This window comes from Pseudomonas sp. LBUM1666 (assembly GCF_059695775.1).
The window spans coordinates 5112755-5136102 of record NZ_CP166789.1 but is presented as its reverse complement, the minus strand read 5'-3'; the positions used below and the strand labels follow the sequence as shown (position 1 = coordinate 5136102).

General features: G+C 58.7%; 24 protein-coding genes. 15 read left to right on the top strand and 9 right to left on the bottom strand.

Features of this window, described 5'->3' with window-relative positions; genetic code table 11:
* The first annotated feature begins 2 nt into the window (after window positions 1-2).
* Both ACA056_RS23620 and ACA056_RS23615 read left to right on the top strand, forming a co-directional pair.
* Window positions 3-1100 (top strand): amino acid ABC transporter permease, encoded by a 1098-nt coding sequence (locus ACA056_RS23620; RefSeq protein WP_497268171.1) that lies wholly within the window; start codon window positions 3-5, stop codon window positions 1098-1100.
* A gap of 10 nt (window positions 1101-1110) precedes the next feature.
* Window positions 1111-1875, top strand: a complete 765-nt coding sequence (locus tag ACA056_RS23615) for an amino acid ABC transporter ATP-binding protein (RefSeq protein WP_008147575.1) — start codon at window positions 1111-1113, stop codon at window positions 1873-1875.
* Window positions 1876-1930: 55 nt separating this feature from the next.
* Here ACA056_RS23615 and ACA056_RS23610 read toward each other — a convergent pair whose 3' ends face one another.
* Both ACA056_RS23610 and ACA056_RS23605 read right to left on the bottom strand, forming a co-directional pair.
* On the bottom strand, window positions 1931-2413 hold the full coding sequence (locus ACA056_RS23610) for a type II toxin-antitoxin system MqsA family antitoxin (RefSeq protein ID WP_076029853.1): 483 nt from the start codon (window positions 2411-2413) through the stop codon (window positions 1931-1933).
* The gene (locus tag ACA056_RS23605; protein ID WP_497268168.1) at window positions 2410-2721 is read right to left on the bottom strand and encodes a type II toxin-antitoxin system MqsR family toxin; all 312 of its coding nucleotides are present in this window, start codon (window positions 2719-2721) and stop codon (window positions 2410-2412) included. Before ACA056_RS23605 ends, ACA056_RS23610 begins: the two co-directional genes overlap by 4 nt.
* Before the next feature lie 167 nt (window positions 2722-2888).
* Here ACA056_RS23605 and ACA056_RS23600 point away from each other — a divergent pair, with 167 nt between their 5' ends.
* The 5 genes from ACA056_RS23600 (at window position 2889) to ACA056_RS23580 (ending at window position 6834) form a co-directional block, all read left to right on the top strand.
* Complete coding sequence (locus ACA056_RS23600) at window positions 2889-3548, top strand: FadR/GntR family transcriptional regulator (RefSeq protein WP_008147581.1); 660 nt, start codon at window positions 2889-2891, stop codon at window positions 3546-3548.
* A complete protein-coding gene (locus tag ACA056_RS23595) occupies window positions 3538-4854 on the top strand; it encodes a CynX/NimT family MFS transporter (RefSeq protein ID WP_497268166.1) in 1317 nt (438 codons plus the stop codon). Before ACA056_RS23600 ends, ACA056_RS23595 begins: the two co-directional genes overlap by 11 nt.
* Window positions 4855-4978: 124 nt before the next feature.
* Complete coding sequence (locus tag ACA056_RS23590) at window positions 4979-5449, top strand: nuclear transport factor 2 family protein (protein ID WP_497268164.1); 471 nt, start codon at window positions 4979-4981, stop codon at window positions 5447-5449.
* Window positions 5450-5489: 40 nt separating this feature from the next.
* Complete coding sequence (locus tag ACA056_RS23585; RefSeq protein ID WP_497268162.1) at window positions 5490-5810, top strand: GIY-YIG nuclease family protein; 321 nt, start codon at window positions 5490-5492, stop codon at window positions 5808-5810.
* A gap of 88 nt (window positions 5811-5898) precedes the next feature.
* Window positions 5899-6834, top strand: a complete 936-nt coding sequence (locus ACA056_RS23580; protein ID WP_497268161.1) for a glutathione S-transferase family protein — start codon at window positions 5899-5901, stop codon at window positions 6832-6834.
* Window positions 6835-6882: 48 nt separating this feature from the next.
* Here ACA056_RS23580 and ACA056_RS23575 read toward each other — a convergent pair whose 3' ends face one another.
* Both ACA056_RS23575 and yejK read right to left on the bottom strand, forming a co-directional pair.
* Window positions 6883-7233 (bottom strand): glutaredoxin family protein, encoded by a 351-nt coding sequence (locus ACA056_RS23575; RefSeq protein ID WP_497268160.1) that lies wholly within the window; start codon window positions 7231-7233, stop codon window positions 6883-6885.
* Window positions 7233-8237 carry a nucleoid-associated protein YejK gene (yejK, locus tag ACA056_RS23570; RefSeq protein WP_008147593.1) on the bottom strand — a complete coding sequence of 335 codons (1005 nt, stop codon included), beginning with the start codon at window positions 8235-8237 and terminating at the stop codon, window positions 7233-7235. The genes ACA056_RS23575 and yejK overlap by 1 nt, the downstream gene beginning before the upstream one ends.
* A gap of 394 nt (window positions 8238-8631) precedes the next feature.
* Between yejK and ACA056_RS23565 the strand changes: the two genes are divergently transcribed.
* Window positions 8632-8913 carry an HU family DNA-binding protein gene (locus tag ACA056_RS23565; protein ID WP_007905514.1) on the top strand — a complete coding sequence of 94 codons (282 nt, stop codon included), beginning with the start codon at window positions 8632-8634 and terminating at the stop codon, window positions 8911-8913.
* 207 nt (window positions 8914-9120) lie between these two features.
* Here ACA056_RS23565 and rlmF read toward each other — a convergent pair whose 3' ends face one another.
* Entirely contained in the window at window positions 9121-10143 is a 1023-nt protein-coding gene (gene rlmF, locus ACA056_RS23560; protein WP_056743581.1) for a 23S rRNA (adenine(1618)-N(6))-methyltransferase RlmF, read from the bottom strand.
* A gap of 218 nt (window positions 10144-10361) precedes the next feature.
* Between rlmF and ACA056_RS23555 the strand changes: the two genes are divergently transcribed.
* Entirely contained in the window at window positions 10362-10772 is a 411-nt protein-coding gene (locus tag ACA056_RS23555) for a hypothetical protein (RefSeq protein ID WP_497268157.1), read from the top strand.
* 58 nt (window positions 10773-10830) lie between these two features.
* On the opposite strand, the gene ACA056_RS23550 is transcribed toward ACA056_RS23555, so the two are convergent.
* From ACA056_RS23550 to ACA056_RS23535, 4 genes are all read right to left on the bottom strand, one after another.
* On the bottom strand, window positions 10831-13677 hold the full coding sequence (locus ACA056_RS23550; protein ID WP_201185831.1) for a valine--tRNA ligase: 2847 nt from the start codon (window positions 13675-13677) through the stop codon (window positions 10831-10833).
* Window positions 13678-13815: 138 nt separating this feature from the next.
* Window positions 13816-14211 carry a DNA polymerase III subunit chi gene (locus ACA056_RS23545; RefSeq protein WP_497268155.1) on the bottom strand — a complete coding sequence of 132 codons (396 nt, stop codon included), beginning with the start codon at window positions 14209-14211 and terminating at the stop codon, window positions 13816-13818.
* Window positions 14212-14219: 8 nt separating this feature from the next.
* The gene (locus ACA056_RS23540; protein ID WP_046048214.1) at window positions 14220-14648 is read right to left on the bottom strand and encodes a DNA polymerase III subunit chi; all 429 of its coding nucleotides are present in this window, start codon (window positions 14646-14648) and stop codon (window positions 14220-14222) included.
* 60 nt (window positions 14649-14708) lie between these two features.
* Window positions 14709-16199, bottom strand: a complete 1491-nt coding sequence (locus ACA056_RS23535) for a leucyl aminopeptidase (protein ID WP_497268153.1) — start codon at window positions 16197-16199, stop codon at window positions 14709-14711.
* 306 nt (window positions 16200-16505) lie between these two features.
* Between ACA056_RS23535 and lptF the strand changes: the two genes are divergently transcribed.
* The 6 genes from lptF to era all read left to right on the top strand — a co-directional run bounded on the left by lptF (window position 16506) and on the right by era (window position 23278).
* The gene (gene lptF / locus ACA056_RS23530) at window positions 16506-17624 is read left to right on the top strand and encodes an LPS export ABC transporter permease LptF (RefSeq protein WP_497268151.1); all 1119 of its coding nucleotides are present in this window, start codon (window positions 16506-16508) and stop codon (window positions 17622-17624) included.
* Window positions 17617-18678, top strand: coding sequence for an LPS export ABC transporter permease LptG (gene lptG / locus ACA056_RS23525; RefSeq protein ID WP_497268149.1), 1062 nt, complete (start codon window positions 17617-17619; stop codon window positions 18676-18678). The genes lptF and lptG overlap by 8 nt, the downstream gene beginning before the upstream one ends.
* 171 nt (window positions 18679-18849) lie before the next feature.
* Window positions 18850-20649, top strand: a complete 1800-nt coding sequence (gene lepA / locus ACA056_RS23520; RefSeq protein WP_497268147.1) for a translation elongation factor 4 — start codon at window positions 18850-18852, stop codon at window positions 20647-20649.
* 5 nt (window positions 20650-20654) lie between these two features.
* Entirely contained in the window at window positions 20655-21509 is an 855-nt protein-coding gene (gene lepB / locus ACA056_RS23515; RefSeq protein WP_497268145.1) for a signal peptidase I, read from the top strand.
* A gap of 184 nt (window positions 21510-21693) precedes the next feature.
* Window positions 21694-22383, top strand: coding sequence for a ribonuclease III (rnc, locus tag ACA056_RS23510; protein WP_010463056.1), 690 nt, complete (start codon window positions 21694-21696; stop codon window positions 22381-22383).
* Window positions 22376-23278: a GTPase Era gene (gene era / locus ACA056_RS23505; RefSeq protein ID WP_008151577.1), complete on the top strand. Its 903-nt coding sequence runs from the start codon at window positions 22376-22378 to the stop codon at window positions 23276-23278. Before rnc ends, era begins: the two co-directional genes overlap by 8 nt.
* Window positions 23279-23348: the final 70 nt, after the last annotated feature.

The window sequence follows — 23348 nt, the reverse complement described above, 5'->3', positions numbered from 1 at the left end:
GCATGAGTACTCATACTTTCAAACCTGACATGCCACCACCGAACCGTAGCATCGGTGTCGTGGCGTGGATGCGCGCCAACATGTTCTCCAGCTGGCTCAACACCCTGCTGACCCTGTTCGCGTTCTATCTGATTTACCTGGTGGTCCCGCCGATTCTGGAGTGGGCGATCCTCGATGCCAACTGGGTTGGCACCAGCCAGGCTGACTGCACCAAGGAAGGCGCCTGCTGGGTGTTCATCCAGCAACGCTTCGGCCAGTTCATGTACGGCTACTACCCTGTGGACCTGCGCTGGCGCGTTGACCTGACCGTGTGGCTGGCGGTCATCGGCGTGGCGCCGTTGTTCATCTCGCGCTTCCCGCGTAAAGCGGTGTATGGGCTGAGCTTTCTGGTGGTGTATCCGATTGTTGCCTGGTGCCTGCTGCACGGTGGCGTGTTCGGCCTGACCCAGGTGGCGACCAGCCAGTGGGGCGGCCTGATGCTGACCCTGGTAATTGCCACTGTCGGTATTGCCGGTGCATTGCCGCTGGGTATCGTCCTGGCGCTGGGCCGTCGTTCGAACATGCCGGCGATTCGGGTGGTCTGCGTGACCTTCATCGAATTCTGGCGCGGCGTGCCGTTGATCACGGTGCTGTTCATGTCCTCGGTGATGCTGCCGTTGTTCCTGCCTGAAGGCATGAACTTCGACAAACTGTTGCGGGCGTTGATCGGCGTGATCCTGTTCCAGTCGGCCTACGTCGCCGAAGTGGTGCGTGGCGGTCTGCAAGCGATTCCCAAAGGTCAGTACGAAGCGGCTGCAGCGATGGGCCTCGGTTACTGGCGCAGCATGGGCCTGGTGATTCTGCCGCAAGCCCTGAAGCTGGTGATCCCCGGTATCGTCAACACCTTCATTGCGCTGTTCAAGGACACGAGCCTGGTGATCATCATCGGCCTGTTCGACTTGCTCAACAGCGTCAAACAAGCCGCCGCCGACCCGAAATGGTTGGGCATGGCCACCGAAGGCTATGTGTTCGCGGCCCTGGTGTTCTGGATTTTCTGTTTTGGTATGTCGCGCTATTCCATGCATCTGGAACGCAAGCTCGACACTGGCCACAAGCGTTAGGAGTTCTGTAATGAGCGAAGCAATCAAAAAGCCTGTGAGCCCTGAAGGCATTATTCAGATGCAGGGCGTGAACAAGTGGTACGGCCAGTTCCACGTGTTGAAAGACATAAACCTGAACGTCAAACAGGGCGAGCGAATCGTCCTGTGCGGCCCGTCGGGCTCCGGCAAGTCCACCACCATTCGTTGCCTCAACCGTCTGGAAGAGCACCAGCAAGGTCGCATCGTAGTCGATGGCGTGGAGCTGACCAACGACCTCAAGCAGATCGAATCGGTTCGCCGTGAAGTCGGCATGGTGTTCCAGCACTTCAATCTGTTTCCGCACCTGACCATCCTGCAGAACTGCACCCTGGCGCCGATGTGGGTGCGTAAGATGCCCAAGCGCAAGGCCGAAGAAATCGCCATGCATTACCTGGAACGCGTCCGCATTCCGGAGCAGGCGCATAAATTCCCGGGGCAACTGTCCGGCGGTCAGCAACAGCGTGTGGCGATTGCCCGTGCCTTGTGCATGAAACCGAAAATCATGCTATTCGACGAACCGACCTCGGCACTCGACCCGGAGATGGTGAAAGAGGTTCTCGACACCATGATCGGCCTGGCCGAAGACGGCATGACCATGCTCTGCGTGACCCACGAAATGGGCTTCGCTCGCACCGTGGCCAACCGTGTGATCTTCATGGACAAGGGTGAAATCGTTGAGCAGGCTGCGCCGAACGACTTCTTCGATAATCCGCAGAATGAGCGTACCAAGCTGTTCTTGAGCCAGATTTTGCATTGATGCCAGCTGACTCGTAGAAATAAACCCGGCCTCGCGCCGGGTTTGTTTTTTGCGCTCAGGAAACAGTGAGGGTTTCGTGCTCTTTGTGCGCTGTATGCTTGAAACCCCTCAAATCCGCCCCTTCACCCAGTGATTTCACATCGGCGAGCAAATGCGGATAGCGGTCAAGTAGGCGCATCAGCAGCACCAATGTTTTCGGAGGAAGTATTTCGCCGCGCTCGTAACGGGAAAACGCGTTGTGCCCGCCACCGGACAGTAGTTGCACAGTTTCTTTTTGCGTCAGATGCAGTTTGCGACGGATTCGCTTCATCTCGTCGCCGATCATCTGCCTTGCTGCGATAACCAGTTCGTCGCCCGCATCTGAATGACGCTCTGAACAACTGTCGTCTAACTCGACCTCGCCACACATCTGGCATTCCCAGCCAGATAAATCATTTACGCGGCGCTCCATACCTTTGACGCTCATGGTTTCGCCGCGACCCTCGAAATGTCGCATTCCTTCCTGGGCTCCACAGCTAAAACACTGCCGGGTTTTCATTGGGATTTCTCCTTGAAGGAGATTACGGGTGGACCACCGCCAGGGCGATACGTCACCTTGATATAAATCTCCAGACCGTATGAGTTGATGTGATAAACGTCTTGCCAGACGCGATGATCGTCATAGGTGGTCATCGACTTGTACAGCATCTTTCCCTGGAGCTCGAAAATGACCTCCTGCATCTCCACGAGGTTTAAGCCAAGAACCCTGCCGCCGTTTTTAGCACTGCTGGTGAATGCTTTGCCTTCAAGTCGCCTGACATCCGCTTTGATCACCGCCAAGTCGTAATGGGGTGTGTTCTTTTCCATAAGAAGCCGCTAACCCTGTCCCTAAAATTACCCTTAAAGGGTAATTTTGACTAATCGAAAATCCCGCTCCATTTCCCTCTCCCTGACCGTAGGCGGTTGCCGTCCTACGCGTAGCTGACTAACATGTCAGAAAATTCATCCTATGATTGGATGAAAGGGCGAATCCAATGTCAGAAATTTCTCCACTCATAAAGCGTTCCTTGGTCGATCAGGCCCTGGATCAGTTGCGCTTGCGCATCACCGAAGGCGTGTGGACGGTCGGCCAGCGTTTACCCACAGAACCTGAGCTGTCCGCAGAGCTAGGCATCAGCCGCAACACCGTGCGTGAAGCCATGCGCGTACTGGCGTTTTCCGGATTGATCGAAATCCGTCAGGGCGACGGCAGTTATCTGCGGGCGGTGGTCGATCCGCTCGACACCATGAAGGCGTTGTCCCGCTGCTCCCACGAGCAAGCCCGGGAAACTCGGCACATTCTGGAAGTCGAGGCCATCGGCCTGGCTGCGTTGCGCCGTACCGACGAAGACCTGGTGGCATTGCGCGAGGCGTTGGGCGTCAGCGGCAGTCACTACCATGGCGATCTCGACACGTATATCGCCTGCGATCTGGTGTTCCACCGCCGTCTGGTTGACGCCGCGCATAACCCGACCCTCAGCGAGCTGTACCGCTATTTCTCCAGCGTCATCGGTGCGCAATTGCGCGAGACCCTGAACATTTCCCCTCGACGCCAAGAGGTGTTCGACCTTCATATCGAACTGCTTGATGCCGTCGAGCAACGCGACCCGGAACGGGCCAAAGCCCTGTCGAGGCAGTTGATCAATGAACCTTGAAACCGAGAACCCCATGTCCAGCCAGCAGGTCAACAAAAGCAGCATCCCCCAAGCCAAGCGCACGGCGGAGCTCGAAGAGCTGCTGATCGACGCCGAGGCGGATGACGAACAGGTCCAGCAAAGTCACCCGATCCTGCGGCGGCCGTGGCTGCTGTTGCTGGGCCTGATTCTGGTGGCGCTGAACCTGCGCCCGGCGCTGTCGAGCATGGCACCGATGCTCAGCGAGGTTTCGAAAACCCTCGGTTTGTCGGCAGCCCAGGCCGGTTTGCTGACGACGTTGCCGGTGCTGTGCCTCGGCTTGTTTGCACCGCTGGCGCCCGTGCTGGCACGACGTTTCGGCGCCGAGCGAGTGGTGCTGGGCATTCTCTTGATGTTGGCCGGCGGGATCATCCTGCGCAGTTCGTTCGGCGAGATCGGCCTGTTTGCCGGCAGCGTAGTGGCCGGCGCGAGCATCGGCGTGATCGGCGTATTACTGCCCGGCATCGTTAAACGCGACTTTGCGAAACACGCGGGCACCATGACCGGCGTCTACACCATGGCCTTGTGCCTGGGGGCGGCGATGGCTGCGGGCGCGACCGTGCCGTTGAGCGAGCATTTCGACAAGAGCTGGGCCTTGGGCCTCGGCTTCTGGGTGGTTCCGGCATTGGTCGCGGCGATTTTCTGGGTGCCACAAGTCGGCCAGAAACACGGCGCGCACAACGTCGCGTATCGGGTTCGCGGCCTGTTGCGTGATCCACTGGCCTGGCAAGTGACGCTCTACATGGGCCTGCAATCTTCTCTGGCCTACATCGTGTTCGGTTGGTTACCGTCGATCCTTATCGGTCGCGGCCTGACCCCGACCCAGGCGGGTCTGGTGCTGTCAGGCTCGGTCATCGTTCAGTTGGCGAGTTCACTGGCGGCGCCATGGCTGGCGACGCGTGGCAAGGATCAGCGTCTGGCGATCATCATCGTCATGCTGCTGACCCTTGGCGGCTTGTTCGGTTGCCTCTACGCACCGATCGAAGGTTTGTGGGGCTGGGCGATCCTGCTGGGTCTGGGGCAGGGCGGTGCGTTCAGTCTGGCGTTGACCCTGATCGTGCTGCGTTCGCGGGACGCCCATGTCGCGGCGAACCTGTCGAGCATGGCCCAGGGCTTCGGCTACACCTTGGCGTCCATGGGACCGTTCGCGGTCGGCATCGTGCATGACTGGACCGGCGGCTGGAATGCTTTGGGCTGGATATTCGGCATCATCGGCCTTGGGGCGATCATCGCCGGTCTCGGCGCCGGACGTTCGCTGTACGTTCAGGTCGAAAGCGAAAAGGTCTGACAGCCGCACACTATCGGTATTCGTCCCACGAATGCCGATAGTGTTCCGCGCCTTTGTTGACTATCGTGCAGGCAATCTTTTGAAACCACTTTGCACATCTATTTGCACATCAGGGAGCCTGCCCATGAGTGATGCCCACAACGCATTGATCACCCAGTTCTACCAAGCCTTCCAGCGGCTGGATGCCGAGGCTATGGCTGCCTGCTATACCGACGACGTGGTGTTCAGTGATCCGGCGTTCGGCGAACTGCGCGGCCGCGATGCCGGTGACATGTGGCGCATGCTCACCACTCGGGCCAAGGATTTTTCCCTGACGTTCGATAACGTGCGCAGCGATGAGCGCACGGGCGGCGCCCATTGGGTGGCAACGTACTTGTTCAGCCAGACTGGCAACACCGTGGTCAACGACATTCAGGCGCGTTTTGTTTTTCGCGATGGCAAGATTTGCGAGCATCACGACAGTTTCGATCTGTGGGCCTGGTCCCGACAGGCGCTGGGTTTCAAAGGGTTGTTGTTGGGCTGGACGCCGGCGGTGAGAAACGCCGTGCGCACGCAAGCCTTGAAGGGGCTGAAGGCATTCCAGGCCAGTCGCTGATAAGATCGCGGCTTGTTTCCTTTCAAGCCTTGATCGTCACGTGAACACCGCCAGCGAATCTTCCGTCATTGCCGCCGAACCGACGCTGCCCGTCAGCAAACCCTGGTTCGTCTACCTCGTTCGCGCGGCCAATGGTTCGCTCTACTGCGGGGTCAGCGATGATCCCGTGCGCCGCTTCGCCACCCACCAGAGCGGCAAGGGCGCGCGCTTTTTTCTCTCCAGCCCTGCCGTGGCATTGGTTTACACCGAAGCCTGCCGCGACAAAAGCGAAGCGCTGCGTCAGGAACGGCTGATCAAAAAACTCAAGAAAAGCGCCAAGGAATGCTTGGTAGCGAGCGCCGCTGCGGGCTTATCAATCTGACTGATAAGTGCCCATCAGGCAGATGGGTGGGCTGCACATGGAATGCGCGCTAAGCTGCGGATTCCCAATCCGTGCGGCGGAGCCGAGTATGTCCGAGTTGATTCTTCATCATTACCCGACGTCCCTTTTCGCCGAAAAGGCCCGCTTGCTGCTGGGCTTCAAGGGGCTGTCCTGGCGTTCGGTGAAGATCTCGCCGGTGATGCCAAAACCCGATCTGACCGCGCTGACCGGCGGCTACCGCAAGACGCCGGTGTTGCAGATTGGCGCGGATATCTATTGCGACACGTCGCTGATCGCCCGTCGTCTGGAACAGGAAAAAGCCTTGCCGGCGTTCTTCCCGGAAGGCCAGGAAATGATCGCCGCGACCTTCGCCGTGTGGGCGGATTCGGTGGTGTTCCAGCACGCGGTCAGCCTGGTGTTTCAACCGGAATCGATCGCCGTGCGCTTCGGTAATATGCCACCGGAAGCGATCAAGGCGTTCATTGCCGATCGCGCGGAGTTGTTCAGCGGTGGCAGCGCCACACGGTTGTCGGCCGAGCAAGCCCGGCATCAATGGCCGACCATCATGGCGCGTCTGGAGCAACAGCTTCAGCGCGAGCAGGGCGACTTCCTGTTCGGCGAGCCGTCGATTGCCGACTTCGCCCTGGCCCATCCGTTGTGGTTCCTCAAAGCCACGCCCGTCACGTCACCGTTGGTCGATGCTTATCCGGCTGTTTCGGCATGGCTGGGGCGCGTGTTGGGCTTCGGTCATGGCGCGTTCAGCGAGATGAGCTCCGAAGAGGCGCTGGAGGTTGCACGCAATGCCACACCGGCCGCATTGCCGGATGAGCAATTCGACGAGCCGAATGGTTTTGAGGCTGGCCAGAAGGTGGTCATTGCCGCCATCGATTACGGCGTTGACCCGGTGGCGGGTGAGTTGCTGTTTGCGGGCAGTGAAGAATTGATTTTGCGCCGTGAAGACGCGCGGGGCGGCGTGGTGCATGTGCACTTTCCGCGGTTCGGGTTTCGCATTGAAGCCCTATAAATGCGGAACAAAAAACGCCCGGCAATGCCGGGCGTTTTCATGTCTGGATTATTTCAACGCGGCGAGAATGGCGTCCGGGTCATACCCGCGAATCAACGACCCGTTCACATCGATGATCGGAATTCCGCCGCCACCCAGCGCCTCGTAGGCCTTGCGCGCCTCGGCATCCTTTTCGATATCGAACTCCTTATAAGGAATGCCCTTTTGATCGAGAAAGCGCCGGGTCAACTTGCAGTACCCGCACCATTCGGTAGCATAGAGCACGACGTTGGCCTTGGCCTGAGTCTGCTCGGACACCACCTGCGCCGGATGGAACACCCGCTCGACCTTGCCCCAGTTCTGGTAGACCACGACCACCAGCAGGATCAGCAGGCATTTCTTCAGTACGCCGCCGAGCATCAGTTACGTCGCTTGAGCTGATCGGTGAGCTGGGTCGGCAGACCTTTGATGATCAGCGTGCCGGCTTCTTCGTCGTATTCGATCTTCGAGCCCAGCAGGTGCGCTTCGAAGCTGATGGACAGGCCTTCGGCGCGACCGGTGAAGCGGCGGAACTGGTTAAGAGTACGTTTATCTGCCGGGATCTCCGGCGACAGGCCGTAGTCCTTGTTGCGGATGTGATCGTAGAAGGCTTTCGGGCGCTCTTCGTCGATCAGCTCCGAGAGTTCTTCCAGGCCCATGGGTTCGCCCAATTTTGCCTGGCTGCTGGCGTAATCCACCAAGGTCTTGGTTTTCTCGCGGGCGGATTCTTCCGGCAGGTCTTCGCTTTCGACGAAGTCACTGAAGGCCTTGAGCAGGGTGCGGGTCTCGCCGGGGCCGTCGACGCCTTCCTGGCAGCCGATGAAGTCGCGGAAATACTCCGAAACCTTTTTCCCGTTCTTCCCTTTGATGAACGAAATGTACTGCTTGGACTGCTTGTTGTTCTGCCACTCGGACACGTTGATCCGCGCCGCCAGGTGCAGTTGGCCCAGATCCAGGTGCCGGGACGGGGTCACGTCCAGCTGATCGGTCACTGCAACGCCTTCACTGTGGTGTAGCAGGGCGATCGCCAGGTAGTCGGTCATGCCTTGCTGATAATGCGCAAACAGCACGTGGCCGCCCACAGAGAGGTTCGATTCCTCCATCAGCTTTTGCAGGTGTTCCACCGCCACCCGGCTGAATGCTGTGAAATCCTTGCCGCCATCGAGGTATTCCTTCAGCCAGCCGCTGAACGGATGCGCCCCGGACTCGGCATGGAAGAAACCCCAGGCCTTGCCTTGTTTGGCGTTGTAGCTCTCATTGAGGTCGGCAAGCATGTACTCGATGGCGCTCGACTCGGCCAGTTCGGAGTCGCGAGCGTGGAGAACTGCGGGCGTGCCGTCGGGTTTTTTGTCGATCAGGTGGACGATGCAATGACGGATCGGCATGGGCTTCTCGGCTGATTGAAGAGAGGAGGGCGTGCTCCCCCAAAAAGTGCCAAGTGTACCGCAACCACTGGTTTTGGCGCGGCACGAAGGGCAATTCGCAGGTGTCCGATGGCGCTTATGCTGTTTTTTACAGTTTTAGAGCAATAAAGCTGACCAAATGGGTAGCTAGAGGCGGATATTTCGCCGTCTCTGTGCTAGTTTTGCCCGGTCTTACGCGAAGTCACTGCGTTAAGCGTGCATTCAGCATTTGTCAGGTCGAACCAAACCCTGATTTCGGTATCTATAACCCCGATCCAGTGGTTATTGGCCGAGGGTGCCAGATCCAGAAGATCGGGCTCGATGGCTGACACTGCACTCTGCAATCCATATGAATTTGATAGGGAAGGAACACTACATGGCTCTTACTAAAGACCAACTGATCGCCGACATCGCTGAAGCTATCGACGCGCCAAAAACCACCGCGCGTAACGCTCTGGACCAACTGGGCCAAATCGTTGCCGATCAGCTGGAAAACGGCGGCGAAATCACTCTGCCAGGTATCGGCAAACTGAAAGTGACTGAGCGTCCTGCCCGTACCGGCCGCAACCCTTCGACTGGCGCTGCCATCGAAATCGCTGCCAAGAAAGTTATCAAGCTGGTTGTGGCCAAAGGCCTGACCGACGCTGTTAACAAGTAAGACGCAGTAAAAAAAAGCCGTGCCCCGGAGTGATCCGGGCACGGCTTTTTTGTGTCTGCGATTCAGCGATTGAGCTGCAACACCACTAAGTCAATGTAGGAGTGAGCCTGCTCGCGATGGCGGTGGATCAGTCGACATCATCGTTAACTGACACGCCGCCATCGCGAGCAGGCTCACTCCTACAGTTGATCTGCGGTGGTCAGTGACTCAGCTTTTGCGCGCCCAGCGCTCACGCCACACCTGCTGCTCGGATTTGGTCTGGAACGTCCAGGCCACGAAGCGGCTTTGCTTCTGCCCCTGGGACATTTCCACAACCTGGCTTTCCAGTACGCCGGCCTTTTTCAGCGCCGTCTGGATCGCCGGCAGGTTGGAGGCTTTCGAGACCAGGGTGCTGAACCAAAGCACTTTGTGTTGGAAATGCGCGCTCTCGGCGATCAGTTGCGTCACAAACCGTGCTTCGCCACCTTCACACCACAATTCTGCCGATTGACCGCCAAAGTTCAGCACAGGCAGTTTGCGTTTTGGATCGGCGCGGCCCAGCGCGCGCCATTTACGCTCGCTGCCCTTGGTCGCTTCGTCCATCGAGGCGTGGAACGGCGGGTTGCACATGGTCAGGTCAAAGCGTTCGCCGGGTTCGAGCAGGCCCAGCAGAATGTGCTTGGGGTTGCTTTGCTGGCGCAACTGGATGGCCTTGTTCAGCCCGTTGGACTGCACGATGGCTTTGGCGGCGGCCACGGCTGTCGGGTCGATTTCCGAGCCGAGGAAGTGCCAGCGGTAGTCGCTGTAGCCGATCAACGGATAGACGCAGTTGGCGCCCATGCCGATATCGAGCACCTTGACCGGTGCGCCGCGAGGGATCTCGCCGTCGTTGACGCTGGCCAGCAGGTCGGCCAGGAAGTGCACGTAATCGGCACGCCCCGGAACCGGAGGGCAGAGGTAATCGGCCGGGATGTCCCAATGGGCGACGCCGTAGAACGACTTGAGCAGCGCCCGGTTGAACACCCGCACCGCGTCCGGGCTGGCGAAGTCGATACTTTCCTTGCCGTACGGATTGATGATCACGAACTTCGCCAGTTCCGGCGTGGTTTTGATCAGCGCCGGGAAGTCGTAACGACCCTGATGGCGGTTGCGCGGATGCAGGCTGGCCTTTTCGCGGGGCTCCACGGCTTTGGCCGGGGTCGCGGAATCAGGCTTTTTGCGCGCAGGTCTTGGTGTGCGGGGGGCGTTCATGGGCGTGGTCGATTCGGGTATGGCTAAAAGTGGCGGGTATTGTCCCACATCTAAACTGCACGCGGCCAAAGTAGTGTTGTGTGCATCGTGCGGCATTTTTTATGCCAAAAAGATCTTGAAGAACTGTTATTTATGACAGTGTTTGAGATGCGTTTTGTTCGATTTACTCAACGGCGAGCTCTGCCAAATGCAGGGCACTTATTTTTGGAGTGATCGTAATGGATGTTTTGATTGCCGCAACATTTCCAAGCGCCAATAATTTCGAATTTATTAACTGCTCAAGCAAGCCCAGCCCTGTGCAAGGCATCATTGCCAGAGTTCCGCCGATAATGGGTGTCAAACCAGGCGATGTATTGACGCTGTTTTCACAAGGATTTAAAAATTTCAATGGCGTAGACCCGATTCCAGAAACAAAGACTCAATTTGAGCATGTATTAACCTCTAACGATGTGGGGAAGGCTGTTGATTTCATAATCGGGCCATATTCTACTGCGATCAAACCTATCGGGTCGGGGTCGTTGAAGGCTTATTACTCAGTGGCGACTAGGGGGAGTGCTCCCATTATTTCGCCGACAGCATTGGTGAAAGTCGACCTCTTGCTCCCAGAAGGCGGCATGTGCCCCGAATAAAAAAACGAGCATAAAAAAGGGAGACCGCTTGGTCTCCCTTTTTCATTGCGATTTGCCGTTACAGGCTGGCAATCCGCGCATGCTGCTCGGCCAACTTGCCCAAAGCCTGTTCAGCTTCAGCCAGTTTGGCGCGTTCCTTCTCGATGACTTCGGCCGGGGCCTTGTCGACGAAACCGGCGTTAGACAGCTTGCCGCCAACCCGCTGAACTTCGCCCTGCAGACGCAGGATTTCCTTGTCCAGACGCGCCAGTTCGGCGTCTTTGTCGATCAGGCCGGCCATCGGCACCAGCACTTCCATCTCGCCAACCAGTGCGGTGGCGGACAGCGGTGCTTCTTCGCCGGCAGCCAACACGGTGATCGATTCGAGGCGAGCCAGCTTCTTCAGCAGGGCTTCGTTCTCGGTGAGACGACGCTGATCTTCGGCGCTGACGTTTTTCAGGAACAGGTTCAACGGCTTGCCTGGACCGATGTTCATTTCGCCACGAATGTTACGCGTGCCGAGCATCAGGCCTTTGAGCCACTCGATGTCGTTCTCGGCGGCCGGATCGATGCGCTCTTCATTGGCCACTGGCCAAGGCTGCAGCATGATCGTCTTGCCTTCGATACCGGCCAGCGGTGCGATGCGCTGCCAGATTTCTTCGGTGATGAACGGCATGAACGGATGTGCCAGACGCAGCGCGACTTCCAATACCCGAACCAGCGTGCGGCGGGTGCCACGCTGACGTTCGACCGGCGCGTTTTCGTCCCACAGCACAGGCTTGGAGAGTTCCAGGTACCAGTCGCAATACTGGTTCCAGATGAACTCGTACAAGGCTTGTGCGGCCAGGTCGAAGCGGAACTGATCGAGTTGACGGGTCACTTCGGCTTCGGTGCGTTGCAGCTGCGAAATGATCCAGCGATCCGCCAGCGACAGCTCGTAAGCTTCGCCGTTCTGACCGCAGTCTTCGCCCTTGTCCAGCACGTAGCGCGCGGCGTTCCAGATCTTGTTGCAGAAGTTGCGATAGCCCTCGACACGGCCCATGTCGAACTTGATGTCGCGACCGGTGGACGCCAGCGAGCAGAAGGTGAAGCGCAGGGCATCGGTGCCGTAGCTGGCGATGCCGTCGGCGAACTCGTCGCGGGTCTGCTTCTCGATCTTCTTCGCCAGTTTCGGCTGCATCATGCCGGAGGTGCGTTTCTGCACCAGGTCTTCGAGCTCGATGCCGTCGATGATGTCCAGCGGGTCCAGGACGTTGCCCTTGGACTTGGACATCTTCTGGCCCTGGCCATCTCGCACCAGGCCATGAACATAAACGGTCTTGAACGGAACCTGCGGTGTGCCGTCTTCGTTCTTCACCAAGTGCATGGTGAGCATGATCATCCGGGCAACCCAGAAGAAAATGATGTCGAAACCGGTCACCAGCACGTCGGTGGAGTGGAATTTCTTCAGGAATTCGGTCTGCTCAGGCCAGCCGAGCGTGGAGAATGTCCACAGGCCCGAACTGAACCAGGTGTCCAGTACGTCGTTATCCTGTTGCAGTGCAACGTCCGGGCCGAGGTTGTGCTTGGCACGTACTTCGGCTTCGTCGCGACCGACATAGACCTTGCCCGACTCGTCGTACCAGGCCGGAATCCGGTGGCCCCACCACAGCTGACGGCTGATGCACCAATCCTGGATGTCGCGCATCCACGAAAAGTACATGTTTTCGTACTGTTTCGGCACGAAGGCGATGCGGCCGTCTTCAACAGCAGCGATGGCAGGCTCAGCCAATGGCTTGGTCGACACGTACCACTGGTCGGTCAGCCACGGCTCGATGATGGTCCCGGAACGGTCGCCTTTCGGCACTTTCAACGCGTGATCGTTGACGCTGACCAAGAGGCCGGCAGCATCAAACGCAGCAACGATCTGCTTGCGCGCTTCGAAGCGATCCAGACCGGCGTATTCGGCCGGGATCTTGCCGTCGATGCTTTCGTTCAGCGTGCCGTCGAGGTTGAACACCTGACAGGCCGGCAATACAGCGGCGTTCTTGTCGAAGATGTTCAGTAGCGGCAGGTTGTGGCGCTTGCCGACTTCATAGTCGTTGAAATCGTGGGCCGGGGTGATTTTCACGCAGCCGGTGCCGAATTCAGGGTCGCAGTAATCGTCGGCGATGATCGGGATACGGCGGCCGACCAGCGGCAGCTCGACAAATTTGCCGATCAGGGCTTGGTAGCGTTCATCGTTCGGGTTAACCGCTACGGCGGCGTCGCCAAGCATGGTTTCCGGGCGAGTGGTCGCGACGATCAGGTAATCGTTGCCTTCAGCGGTCTTGGCGCCATCGGCCAGCGGGTATTTCAGGTTCCACAGGAAACCTTTCTCGTCGTGGTTTTCCACTTCGAGGTCGGAAATCGCCGTGTGCAACTTGGTGTCCCAGTTGACCAGACGCTTGCCGCGGTAGATCAGGCCGTCTTCGTGCAGGCGCACAAAGGCTTCTTTAACGGCTTCCGAAAGGCCGTCGTCCATGGTGAAGCGCTCGCGGCCCCAGTCCACGGACGAGCCGAGACGGCGGATCTGACGGCTGATGTTGCCGCCGGACTGATCCTTCCATTCCCAGACTTTCTCGAGGAATTTTTCGCGGCCCAGATCGTGACGATTCTGGCCCTGAGCTTCGAGTTGGCGTTCCACCAGCATTTGCGTGGCGATACCGGCGTGGTCGGTACCCGGCTGCCAGAGGGTGTTACGACCCTGCATGCGGCGGAACCGGATCAGGGCGTCCATGATCGCGTTGTTGAAGCCGTGACCCATGTGCAGGCTGCCGGTGACGTTCGGCGGCGGGATCATGATGGTGTAGGACTCGCCCGCGCCTTGCGGGGCGAAGTAATTCTCTGACTCCCAGGTGTTGTACCAGGAAGTTTCAATGGCGTGCGGCTGGTAGGTCTTATCCATGCGCGGCGGGACCCTATTGGCATTTATTCAGGAAAAGCCGGCAAGTATAGCGGGGCATGGGGCGCAGGGCGAGCGGGTGCAGACAGGGCGCAGACCAAATGTGGGAGCAGGCAAACCTGCTCCCATAGGAGATGGGTGTTACTCGTACTGACTCAACAACCGTTCCATCCGCGCGCTGAGGCGGCGTTTGATTTCGGTTTCGATGTGCGGGGCGAAGTCGTCGATCACGTCCTGCATGATCAGTTGCGCGGCGGCGCGCAGTTCGGTGTTCAGGTGCAGCAGGTCGTCGGGGCCCTTGCTGGTGGCGGGCGCCGGTTGGGCGGCAGGGGCGGCAGGGGCGGGTGGCGCCGGTTCGAGGGTTGGCGGGCTGGCGCCGACCGTATCGAACAGCATCGGAATCTGTTCCTGATCACCTTCCTCGACCGTGTCGGTGAGCAGGGGCGGTTGCAGGTTGTCATCGCCGAGCAATTGACGGATCGACTCAAGGTCATCCAGCAGGTGCGCGGACTTTTGCAGCGGTTTTGGAGTGTCCATCGGAATGCTCAGAGTCGCTGTAAACGGTGATCTTGCAGAGGATAGCCCTGTTCGCGGTAGAAACGGAAACTCTCCCGCGCAGCCGTACGAATGGTCGGATCTTCCACCACCACTTCCGCCACGCGGGCGAACTTGTTGGCGAATGCCGGGACTTTCAGGGCGAGATTGACCAACAGGTCCTGATGCGGACCGCAGTCATCGCCAAGGCCCAGCACAATCAAACCGTCCGGCTCATTTTCAGCTGGGCCGTGGGGCACGAAGCTTTCGCCCTTGAAGGCCCACAAACGCGCATCGAGATCGTCACGCTGGGCAGCATCGCTGCAATGCAGATAGATGCGGTGGCCCATGCGCCAGGCTTTTTCGGTGAGTTTGCAGGCAAAATCCAGCCGCGCTGAAGGATCGGCGCTGGGCAGGATATAGAAGTCGACTTTGGTCATTGCGGTTCCTGAGCCTTGAACGGCGTCACCGGAAAGTGACGCCGTCCAGGTTCATCGGTTTCAGGCTTTGGCGCGGTCCAGCAGGTATTGGGTCAGCAATGGAACCGGGCGGCCAGTGGCGCCCTTGTCCTTGCCACCGCTGGTCCAGGCCGTGCCGGCGATGTCCAGGTGCGCCCAGTTGAGGTTCTTGGTGAAGCGCGACAGGAAGCAGGCAGCGGTGATGGTGCCGGCTTTCGGGCCGCCAATGTTGGCGATGTCGGCGAACGGGCTGTCCAGCTGTTCCTGGTACTCATCGAACAGCGGCAGTTGCCAGGCGCGATCGTCAGCCGATTGGCCGGCGCTCAGCAGTTGGCCGATCAGCTCGTCATTGTTGCCCAGCAGGCCCGACGTGTGGGAACCCAGTGCAACAACGCACGCGCCGGTCAGGGTCGCAATGTCGATCACCGCTTGCGGCTTGAAGCGTTCGGAGTAGGTCAGGGCGTCGCACAGCACCAGACGGCCTTCGGCGTCGGTGTTGAGGATTTCCACGGTCTGGCCGCTCATGGTGGTGACGATGTCGCCAGGACGCGAAGCATTGCCGCTCGGCATGTTCTCGGCGCAGGCCAGTATGCACACCAGGTTGATCGGCAGTTTCAGCTCGAGCACGGCACGCAGGGTACCGAATACGCTGGCAGCGCCGCCCATGTCGTATTTCATTTCATCCATGCCGGCGCCCGGTTTCAGGCTGATGCCGCCAGTGTCAAAGGTGATGCCTTTGCCGACCAGTGCGTACGGCTTCTCGGATTTCTTGCCGCCGTTGTATTGCATGACGATCAGGCGCGGTGGCTGGGCGCTGCCTTGGCCGACGGCGTAGAACGAGCCCATGCCCAGGTCCTTGATCTTCTTCTCATCAAGGACTTCGACTTTCAGGCTCTTGAATTCTTTGCCCAGGTTCTTCGCTTGCTCACCGAGGAACGTCGGGTGGCAGATGTTCGGCGGCAGGTTACCCAGGTCGCGGGTGAACGCCATGCCGTTGGCGATGGCAGTGGCGTGGGCCACGGCGCGCTCGACTTCAGCCTGGGCAGCCTTGATGGTCACCAGGGTGACTTTCTTCAGGGCGCGAGGCTCGGCTTTCTGGCTTTTGAACTGGTCGAACGTGTATTCGCCGTCCACCAGGGTTTCGGCCAGCAGGCGGGTCTTGCCGTAGCTGTCACGGCCTTTGACCACGACTTCGTCCAGGGCCAGCACTGCGTCGCTGCCGCCCAGGCCTTTGAGGGTGTTAAGGATGCCGGCGATGATTTTGCGGAACGGGCGGTCGCCCAGCTCTTCGTCTTTGCCCACGCCCATCAGCAGCACGCGCTCGGCCTTGAGGTTCGGCAAGCTGTGCAGCAACAGACTCTGACCGACTTTGCCAGCCAGGTCGCCGCGCTTGAGCACAGCGCTGATGGCGCCACCGCTCAGTTCGTCGAGTTGTTTGGCAACGGCGCCGAGCTTGCGGCCTTCGCCGACGGCGACCACCAGAGTGGCGGTTTTCAACGTTTCTGGGCTAACGCTTTTTACAACCAGTTCCATGTCCGGGTCCCTGAATTAATGGTCAACACGCAAGAGCTCGACGGCATGCATTCGAGTTTGCTTATAAATAGAAAGACGCAGGTCACGGCCCGCGACAAAGGCCGCAGTTTGAACCTCGTGCCCCGAGCCTGACAACCCTCGGTCGTACGATCTTCAGCGCTTTACCCGCCTGCTTGAGCATGCGCAGTGACAGGCGCACCCAATCACAGGATAATGCGCCAACTTTTTCGGCGGCTCTGCCCTGCGGGCCGTCTGATACGTTTGCTTGTTTGGCCGCCTTAGCCTGACAACCCTGGAGTGTCTGGTTTGATCGTCTTCCGTTACCTATCCCGCGAAGTCCTGTTGACCTTGAGCGCCGTCAGCGCTGTGCTGCTGGTCATCATCATGAGCGGTCGCTTCATCAAGTACCTCGCCCAGGCGGCCTCTGGCCTCCTGGATCCGGGCTCGCTATTCCTGATCATGGGCTTTCGTCTGCCGGGTTTCCTGCAGTTGATTTTGCCTTTGGGCCTGTTTCTCGGAATCCTGCTGGCCTACGGTCGCTTGTACCTTGAAAGCGAAATGACGGTGCTGTCTGCCACCGGCATGAGCCAGCAGCGTCTGTTTGCCATGACCCTTTTTCCAGCCACCCTGGTCGCACTGGTGGTGGCATGGCTGAGCCTGAGCCTGGCACCACAAGGTGCCAACCAATTTCAGTTGCTGTTGAACAAGCAGGATGCCCTGACCGAGTTCGACACTCTCGAGCCGGGTCGCTTCCAGGCGCTGCGCGACGGGACACGGGTGACCTACACCGAAACGCTGTCGGATGACCGCATCAACCTCGGCGGGGTATTCATTTCGCAGAAGAACGTCTCGTCCGATAAGAAGGATCGCGGGATTTCCGTGCTGGTGGCTGAGAAGGGCCGTCAGGAAATTCGCCCAGACGGTAATCGTTACCTGATTCTCGACAACGGCTATCGCTATGACGGCAATCCGGGGCAGGCCGACTACCGGGCGATCAAATACGAGGAGTACGGCGTATTGCTGCCCAAGCCGGACGTTAGCGACGAAGTGACCGACCGTGATGCGATGACCACCAGCTCCCTGATCGGCAGCGATGACATTCGCTCCCGCACCGAACTGCAATGGCGTCTATCCCTGCCGTTGCTGGTCTTCATCGTGACCCTGATGGCGGTGCCGCTGTCGCGGGTCAATCCGCGTCAGGGCCGTTTCCTCAAGCTGTTGCCGGCGATTCTTCTATATATGGCTTACCTGTCCATCCTGATTGCCGCCCGCGGCGCCCTTGAAAAGGGCAAAATCCCGCCAGCTCTGGGGTTGTGGTGGGTGCATGCAATCTTCCTGGCCATCGGCCTGGGCTTGCTCTATTGGGAACCCTTGCAGTTGAAGCTGGCGAGTCGCCGCAGCGCGCTGGAGGTGGCTCGTGGATAAGCTCGATCGCTACATAGGTAGCAGCGTGTTCGTGGCGATTCTGGCGGTACTGGGGATCATTCTCGGTCTGGCGACGCTGTTTGCGTTCATCGACGAGATGGGGGATGCCAGCGATACCTACACCCTGGTCGACGTGTTGAGTTATGTCCTGTTGACCGCGCCGCGTCGTCTTTACGACATGTTGCCGATGGCGGCGCTGATCGGTTGCCTGATAGGCCTCGGCAGTCTGGCCAGTCACAGCGAGCTGACCATCATGCGCGCTGCGGGCGTGTCGATCGGGCGAATCGTCTGGGCGGTCATGAAGCCAATGCTGGTCCTGATGGTGGTGGGTGTGCTGATCGGCGAATATATCGCGCCGGCCACCGAAGTCACCGCTCAGGCCAATCGGTCCCTGGCTCAGGGAGGCGGGGATGCGCAGAGCGCCAAGCATGGTTTGTGGCATCGCCAGGGTGATGAGTTCATTCACGTCAACTCTGTGCAACCCAACGGTCTGCTGTATGGCGTCACCCGTTATCGTTTCGACAATGAGCGTCACATGCTGTCTTCCAGCTTCGCCAAACGGGCGAAGTTCGATCAGGATCACTGGCAATTGAGCGACGTCACCACCACGCTGTTCCATGAAAAGAGCACCGAAGTGGTCACCACCCCGGACGAGCGCTGGAATGTCGCCTTGAGTCCGCAGCTGTTGAGTACGGTGGTCATGTCCCCTGACACGCTGTCGATCAGCGGTCTGTGGGGTTACATCCACTACCTGGCTGACCAGGGCCTGAACAATGGTCGTTACTGGCTGGCATTTTGGGTCAAGGTATTGCAGCCGTTGGTCACTGCCGCGCTGGTGCTGATGGCGATTTCCTTCATCTTCGGTCCATTGCGCTCGGTGACCCTCGGTCAGCGAGTGTTCACCGGCGTGCTGGTGGGCTTCACCTTCCGCATCGTCCAGGATTTGCTCGGTCCTTCGAGCCTGGTGTTCGGTTTCTCGCCACTGTTTGCGGTACTTGTGCCGGCGGGTGTTTGTGCCTTGGCCGGGGTCTGGTTGTTGCGCCGGGCCGGTTGATCAAGGGTTTCTCCTGACCTTGATGGTCACTCAAAACGCCCCTGTCGCAAGACCGGGGCGTTTTTGTAAGCGCCGTCTGACCTGCGAACGTGACGCTTGCGCCGTGGATCAGGTACAATTCCCGGCTATTTTTCGGCGGGCTATGCCTGCAGCCTTTTTGAGTGTTGATCCGTGAGTGATTTGAGTCATATCCGCAATTTCTCCATCATCGCCCACATTGACCATGGCAAGTCGACGCTGGCCGATCGCTTCATCCAGATGTGTGGCGGCCTTGCCGAGCGCGAAATGGAAGCCCAGGTTCTGGACTCCATGGACCTGGAACGTGAACGCGGGATCACCATCAAGGCCCACAGCGTCACCCTGTATTACACCGCTCGCGATGGCATCAAGTACCAGCTGAACTTCATTGACACCCCGGGCCACGTCGACTTCACCTATGAAGTCAGCCGGTCGCTGGCGGCCTGTGAAGGCGCGTTGCTGGTGGTCGATGCCGGTCAGGGCGTTGAAGCGCAGTCGGTAGCCAACTGCTACACCGCGATTGAGCAGGGCCTGGAAGTGATGCCGGTCCTGAACAAGATCGATCTGCCTCAGGCCGATCCGGACCGCGTGAAAGAAGAAATCGAAAAAATCATCGGCATCGATGCCACCGACGCGGTCGAGTGCAGTGCCAAGACCGGTCTGGGTGTCGACGAAGTGCTGGAGCGTCTGGTCAAGACCATTCCTGCGCCGACCGGCAACTATGAAGATCCGCTGCAAGCGTTGATCATCGACTCCTGGTTCGACAACTACCTGGGCGTTGTTTCCCTGGTTCGCGTGCGCCACGGTCGTGTGAAGAAGGGCGACAAGATCCTGGTCAAGTCCACCGGCAAGATCCACCTCGTGGACAGCGTCGGTGTCTTCAACCCGAAACACACCGCCACCGTTGACCTGAAGGCTGGCGAAGTGGGCTTCATCATCGCCGGCATCAAGGACATTCACGGTGCACCGGTCGGTGACACCCTGACCTTGAGCGCCACGCCGGACGTCGACGTGCTGCCAGGTTTCAAACGCATTCAGCCGCAGGTATACGCCGGCCTGTTCCCGGTCAGCTCCGACGACTTCGAAGATTTCCGTGAAGCCCTGCAAAAGCTCACGCTCAACGACTCGTCCCTGCAATACACCCCGGAAAGCTCCGACGCCCTGGGCTTCGGTTTCCGTTGCGGGTTCCTCGGCATGCTGCACATGGAAATCATCCAGGAGCGCCTGGAGCGCGAGTACGACCTGGACCTGATCACCACGGCGCCGACGGTAATTTTCGAACTGCTGCTGAAAACCGGTGAAACGATTTACGTCGACAACCCGTCGAAGCTGCCAGACCTGTCCTCGATCGAAGACATGCGCGAACCGATCGTGCGGGCCAATATTCTTGTGCCGCAAGAACACCTGGGCAACGTCATTACCCTGTGCATCGAGAAGCGTGGCGTACAGCACGACATGCTGTTCCTCGGTACCCAGGTTCAAGTGACCTACGATTTGCCGATGAACGAAGTGGTCCTGGACTTCTTCGACCGTCTGAAGTCCACCAGTCGTGGCTATGCTTCGCTGGATTACCATTTCGATCGTTATCAATCGGCTAATCTGGTGAAACTGGATGTGCTGATCAACGGTGACAAGGTCGACGCCCTGGCGTTGATCGTGCACAAGGATAACGCGCACTACAAAGGTCGCCAGTTGACCGAGAAGATGAAAGAACTGATTCCACGTCAGATGTTCGACGTAGCAATCCAGGCCGCCATTGGCGGGCAGATTATTGCGCGGACCTCTGTCAAGGCGCTCAGAAAGAACGTATTGGCCAAATGCTACGGCGGTGACGTTAGCCGTAAGCGCAAGCTGTTGGAAAAGCAAAAGGCCGGTAAGAAACGCATGAAGCAAGTCGGTAACGTGGAAATTCCACAAGAAGCCTTCCTTGCAGTGCTCAGGTTGGATAGTTAGGTCCTATGTCACTAAATTTCCCGCTGTTGCTGGTCATCGCCGTGTTCGTCTGCGGTCTGTTGGCGTTGCTCGATCTGGTTTTCCTGGCGCCGCGTCGGCGTGCCGCCATTACCTCCTATCAGGGCAGCGTCAGCCAGCCTGATGGAGTGGTGGTCGAGAAACTGAACAAAGAGCCGCTGCTGGTCGAATACGGCAAGTCGTTCTTCCCGGTGTTGTTCATCGTGCTGGTACTGCGTTCGTTCCTGGTGGAACCGTTCCAGATTCCTTCCGGCTCGATGAAACCGACCCTGGACGTTGGCGACTTCATTCTGGTAAACAAGTTTTCTTACGGGATCCGCTTGCCGGTGATCGACAAGAAAGTCATCGAAGTCGGTGATCCACAGCGCGGCGATGTGATGGTGTTCCGTTACCCGAGCGATCCGAACGTCAACTACATTAAACGTGTGGTGGGCCTGCCGGGTGACCAGATTCGTTACACCGCCGACAAGCGTCTGTTCGTCAACGGTGAGTCGATTGCCGAAAAACTGGTCGGCTCCGAGCCGGGCACGTTGGGCAGCGCCGAGCTCTACAAGGAAAAACTCGGCGTCGCAGAGCACCTGATCCGCAAGGAAATGAGCCGTTACCGCGCAACGCCGGACCGTTCGTGGACCGTGCCGGCCGGGCATTACTTCATGATGGGCGACAACCGCGACAACTCCAACGACAGTCGCTACTGGGATGATCCGAGCATTCCCAAGGATCTGCTGGGCATGGTTCCCGACAAGAATATCGTCGGCAAGGCCTTCGCAGTCTGGATGAGCTGGCCGGAACCCAAACTCAGTCACCTGCCGAATTTCTCGCGGGTTGGCCTGATCAAGTAATCACACACGGCGCTGTTGAACACAGCGCCGAATGCATTTTTGGAGTCGGCATAATCGGCGCCGAAAGCATGAAAACAATGATATTCAGGACGTAATTTTTGAACACAGCGTTAATTGTCCCAAGCCTGCGCCGCATCACGGCCATGGCGGTGGAATCCAGCCACGAACTCAGCGTGGGTAAACCGTGAGCGTCTCCTTAAGCCGTCTAGAGCGTCAGCTCGGCTACACCTTCAAGGATCAGGAACTGATGGTCCTGGCCCTGACTCACCGCAGCTTTGCCGGGCGTAACAACGAACGCCTGGAATTCCTCGGTGATGCCATCCTTAACTTTGTCGCTGGCGAGGCGCTGTTCGATCGCTTCCCGCTGGCCCGCGAAGGTCAGTTGTCGCGCTTGCGCGCACGTCTGGTGAAAGGCGAGACGCTGGCCGTGCTGGCTCGCGGTTTTGACCTGGGCGAATACCTGCGCCTGGGCTCCGGTGAACTGAAAAGCGGCGGCTTCCGTCGCGAGTCGATTCTGGCCGATGCCCTTGAAGCGCTGATTGGTGCGATCTATCTGGACGCCGGCATGGACATGGCGCGCGAGCGCGTGTTGGCCTGGCTGGCCGGTGAGTTCGAAGGCCTGACGCTGGTCGACACCAACAAAGATCCAAAAACCCGCTTGCAGGAATTCCTGCAATCGCGTGGTTGTGAGCTGCCGCGTTACGAAGTGGTGGATATCCAGGGTGAGCCGCATTGCCGGACGTTCTTCGTCGAATGTGAAATCACCTTACTGAATGAAAAAAGCCGAGGTCAGGGTGTGAGTCGTCGTATTGCCGAACAGGTAGCGGCCGCCGCAGCACTGATTGCCCTGGGTGTGGAGAATGGCAATGACTGATTCAACTGCAACTCGCTGTGGCTATGTCGCCATCGTCGGCCGTCCCAACGTGGGCAAGTCCACGCTGCTGAACCACATCCTCGGTCAGAAGCTGGCGATCACCTCGCGCAAGCCTCAGACCACTCGCCACAACATGCTCGGCATCAAGACCGAAGGCGCCGTGCAGGCGATCTACGTCGACACCCCCGGCATGCACAAAGGTGGCGAGAAAGCCCTGAACCGCTACATGAACAAGACCGCTTCGGCGGCGTTGAAAGACGTCGACGTGGTGATCTTTGTGGTTGACCGCACCAAGTGGACCGACGAAGACCAGATGGTGCTCGAGCGCGTTCAATACGTGACCGGCCCGCTGATCGTGGCGCTGAACAAGACTGACCGCATCGAAGATAAAGCCGAGCTGATGCCGCACCTGACCTGGTTGCAGGAACAGTTGCCGAACGCGCAGATCATGCCGATCTCGGCCCAGCACGGGCATAACCTTGAAACGCTGGAGCGCGTGATTGCCGGTTACCTGCCGGAAAACGATCACTTCTTCCCGGAAGACCAGATCACCGACCGCAGCAGCCGCTTCCTCGCCGCTGAACTGGTTCGCGAGAAAATCATGCGCCAGATGGGCGCCGAGCTGCCGTACCAGATCACGGTCGAAATCGAAGAGTTCAAGCAACAAGGCAAAACCCTGCACATCCATGCCTTGATCCTCGTCGAGCGCGACGGCCAAAAGAAAATCATTATTGGCGACAAGGGCGAGCGGATCAAGCGCATCGGCACCGAGGCACGCAAGGACATGGAGTTGCTGTTCGACTCCAAGATCATGCTCAACCTCTGGGTCAAGGTGAAAGGCGGCTGGTCCGACGATGAACGCGCCTTGCGTTCGCTGGGTTACGGCGACCTGTAACACCGGTTCCTGATACACCGAAGAACCCCTGTGGGAGCGAGCTTGCTCGCGATAGCGGTCTGCCAGTCAA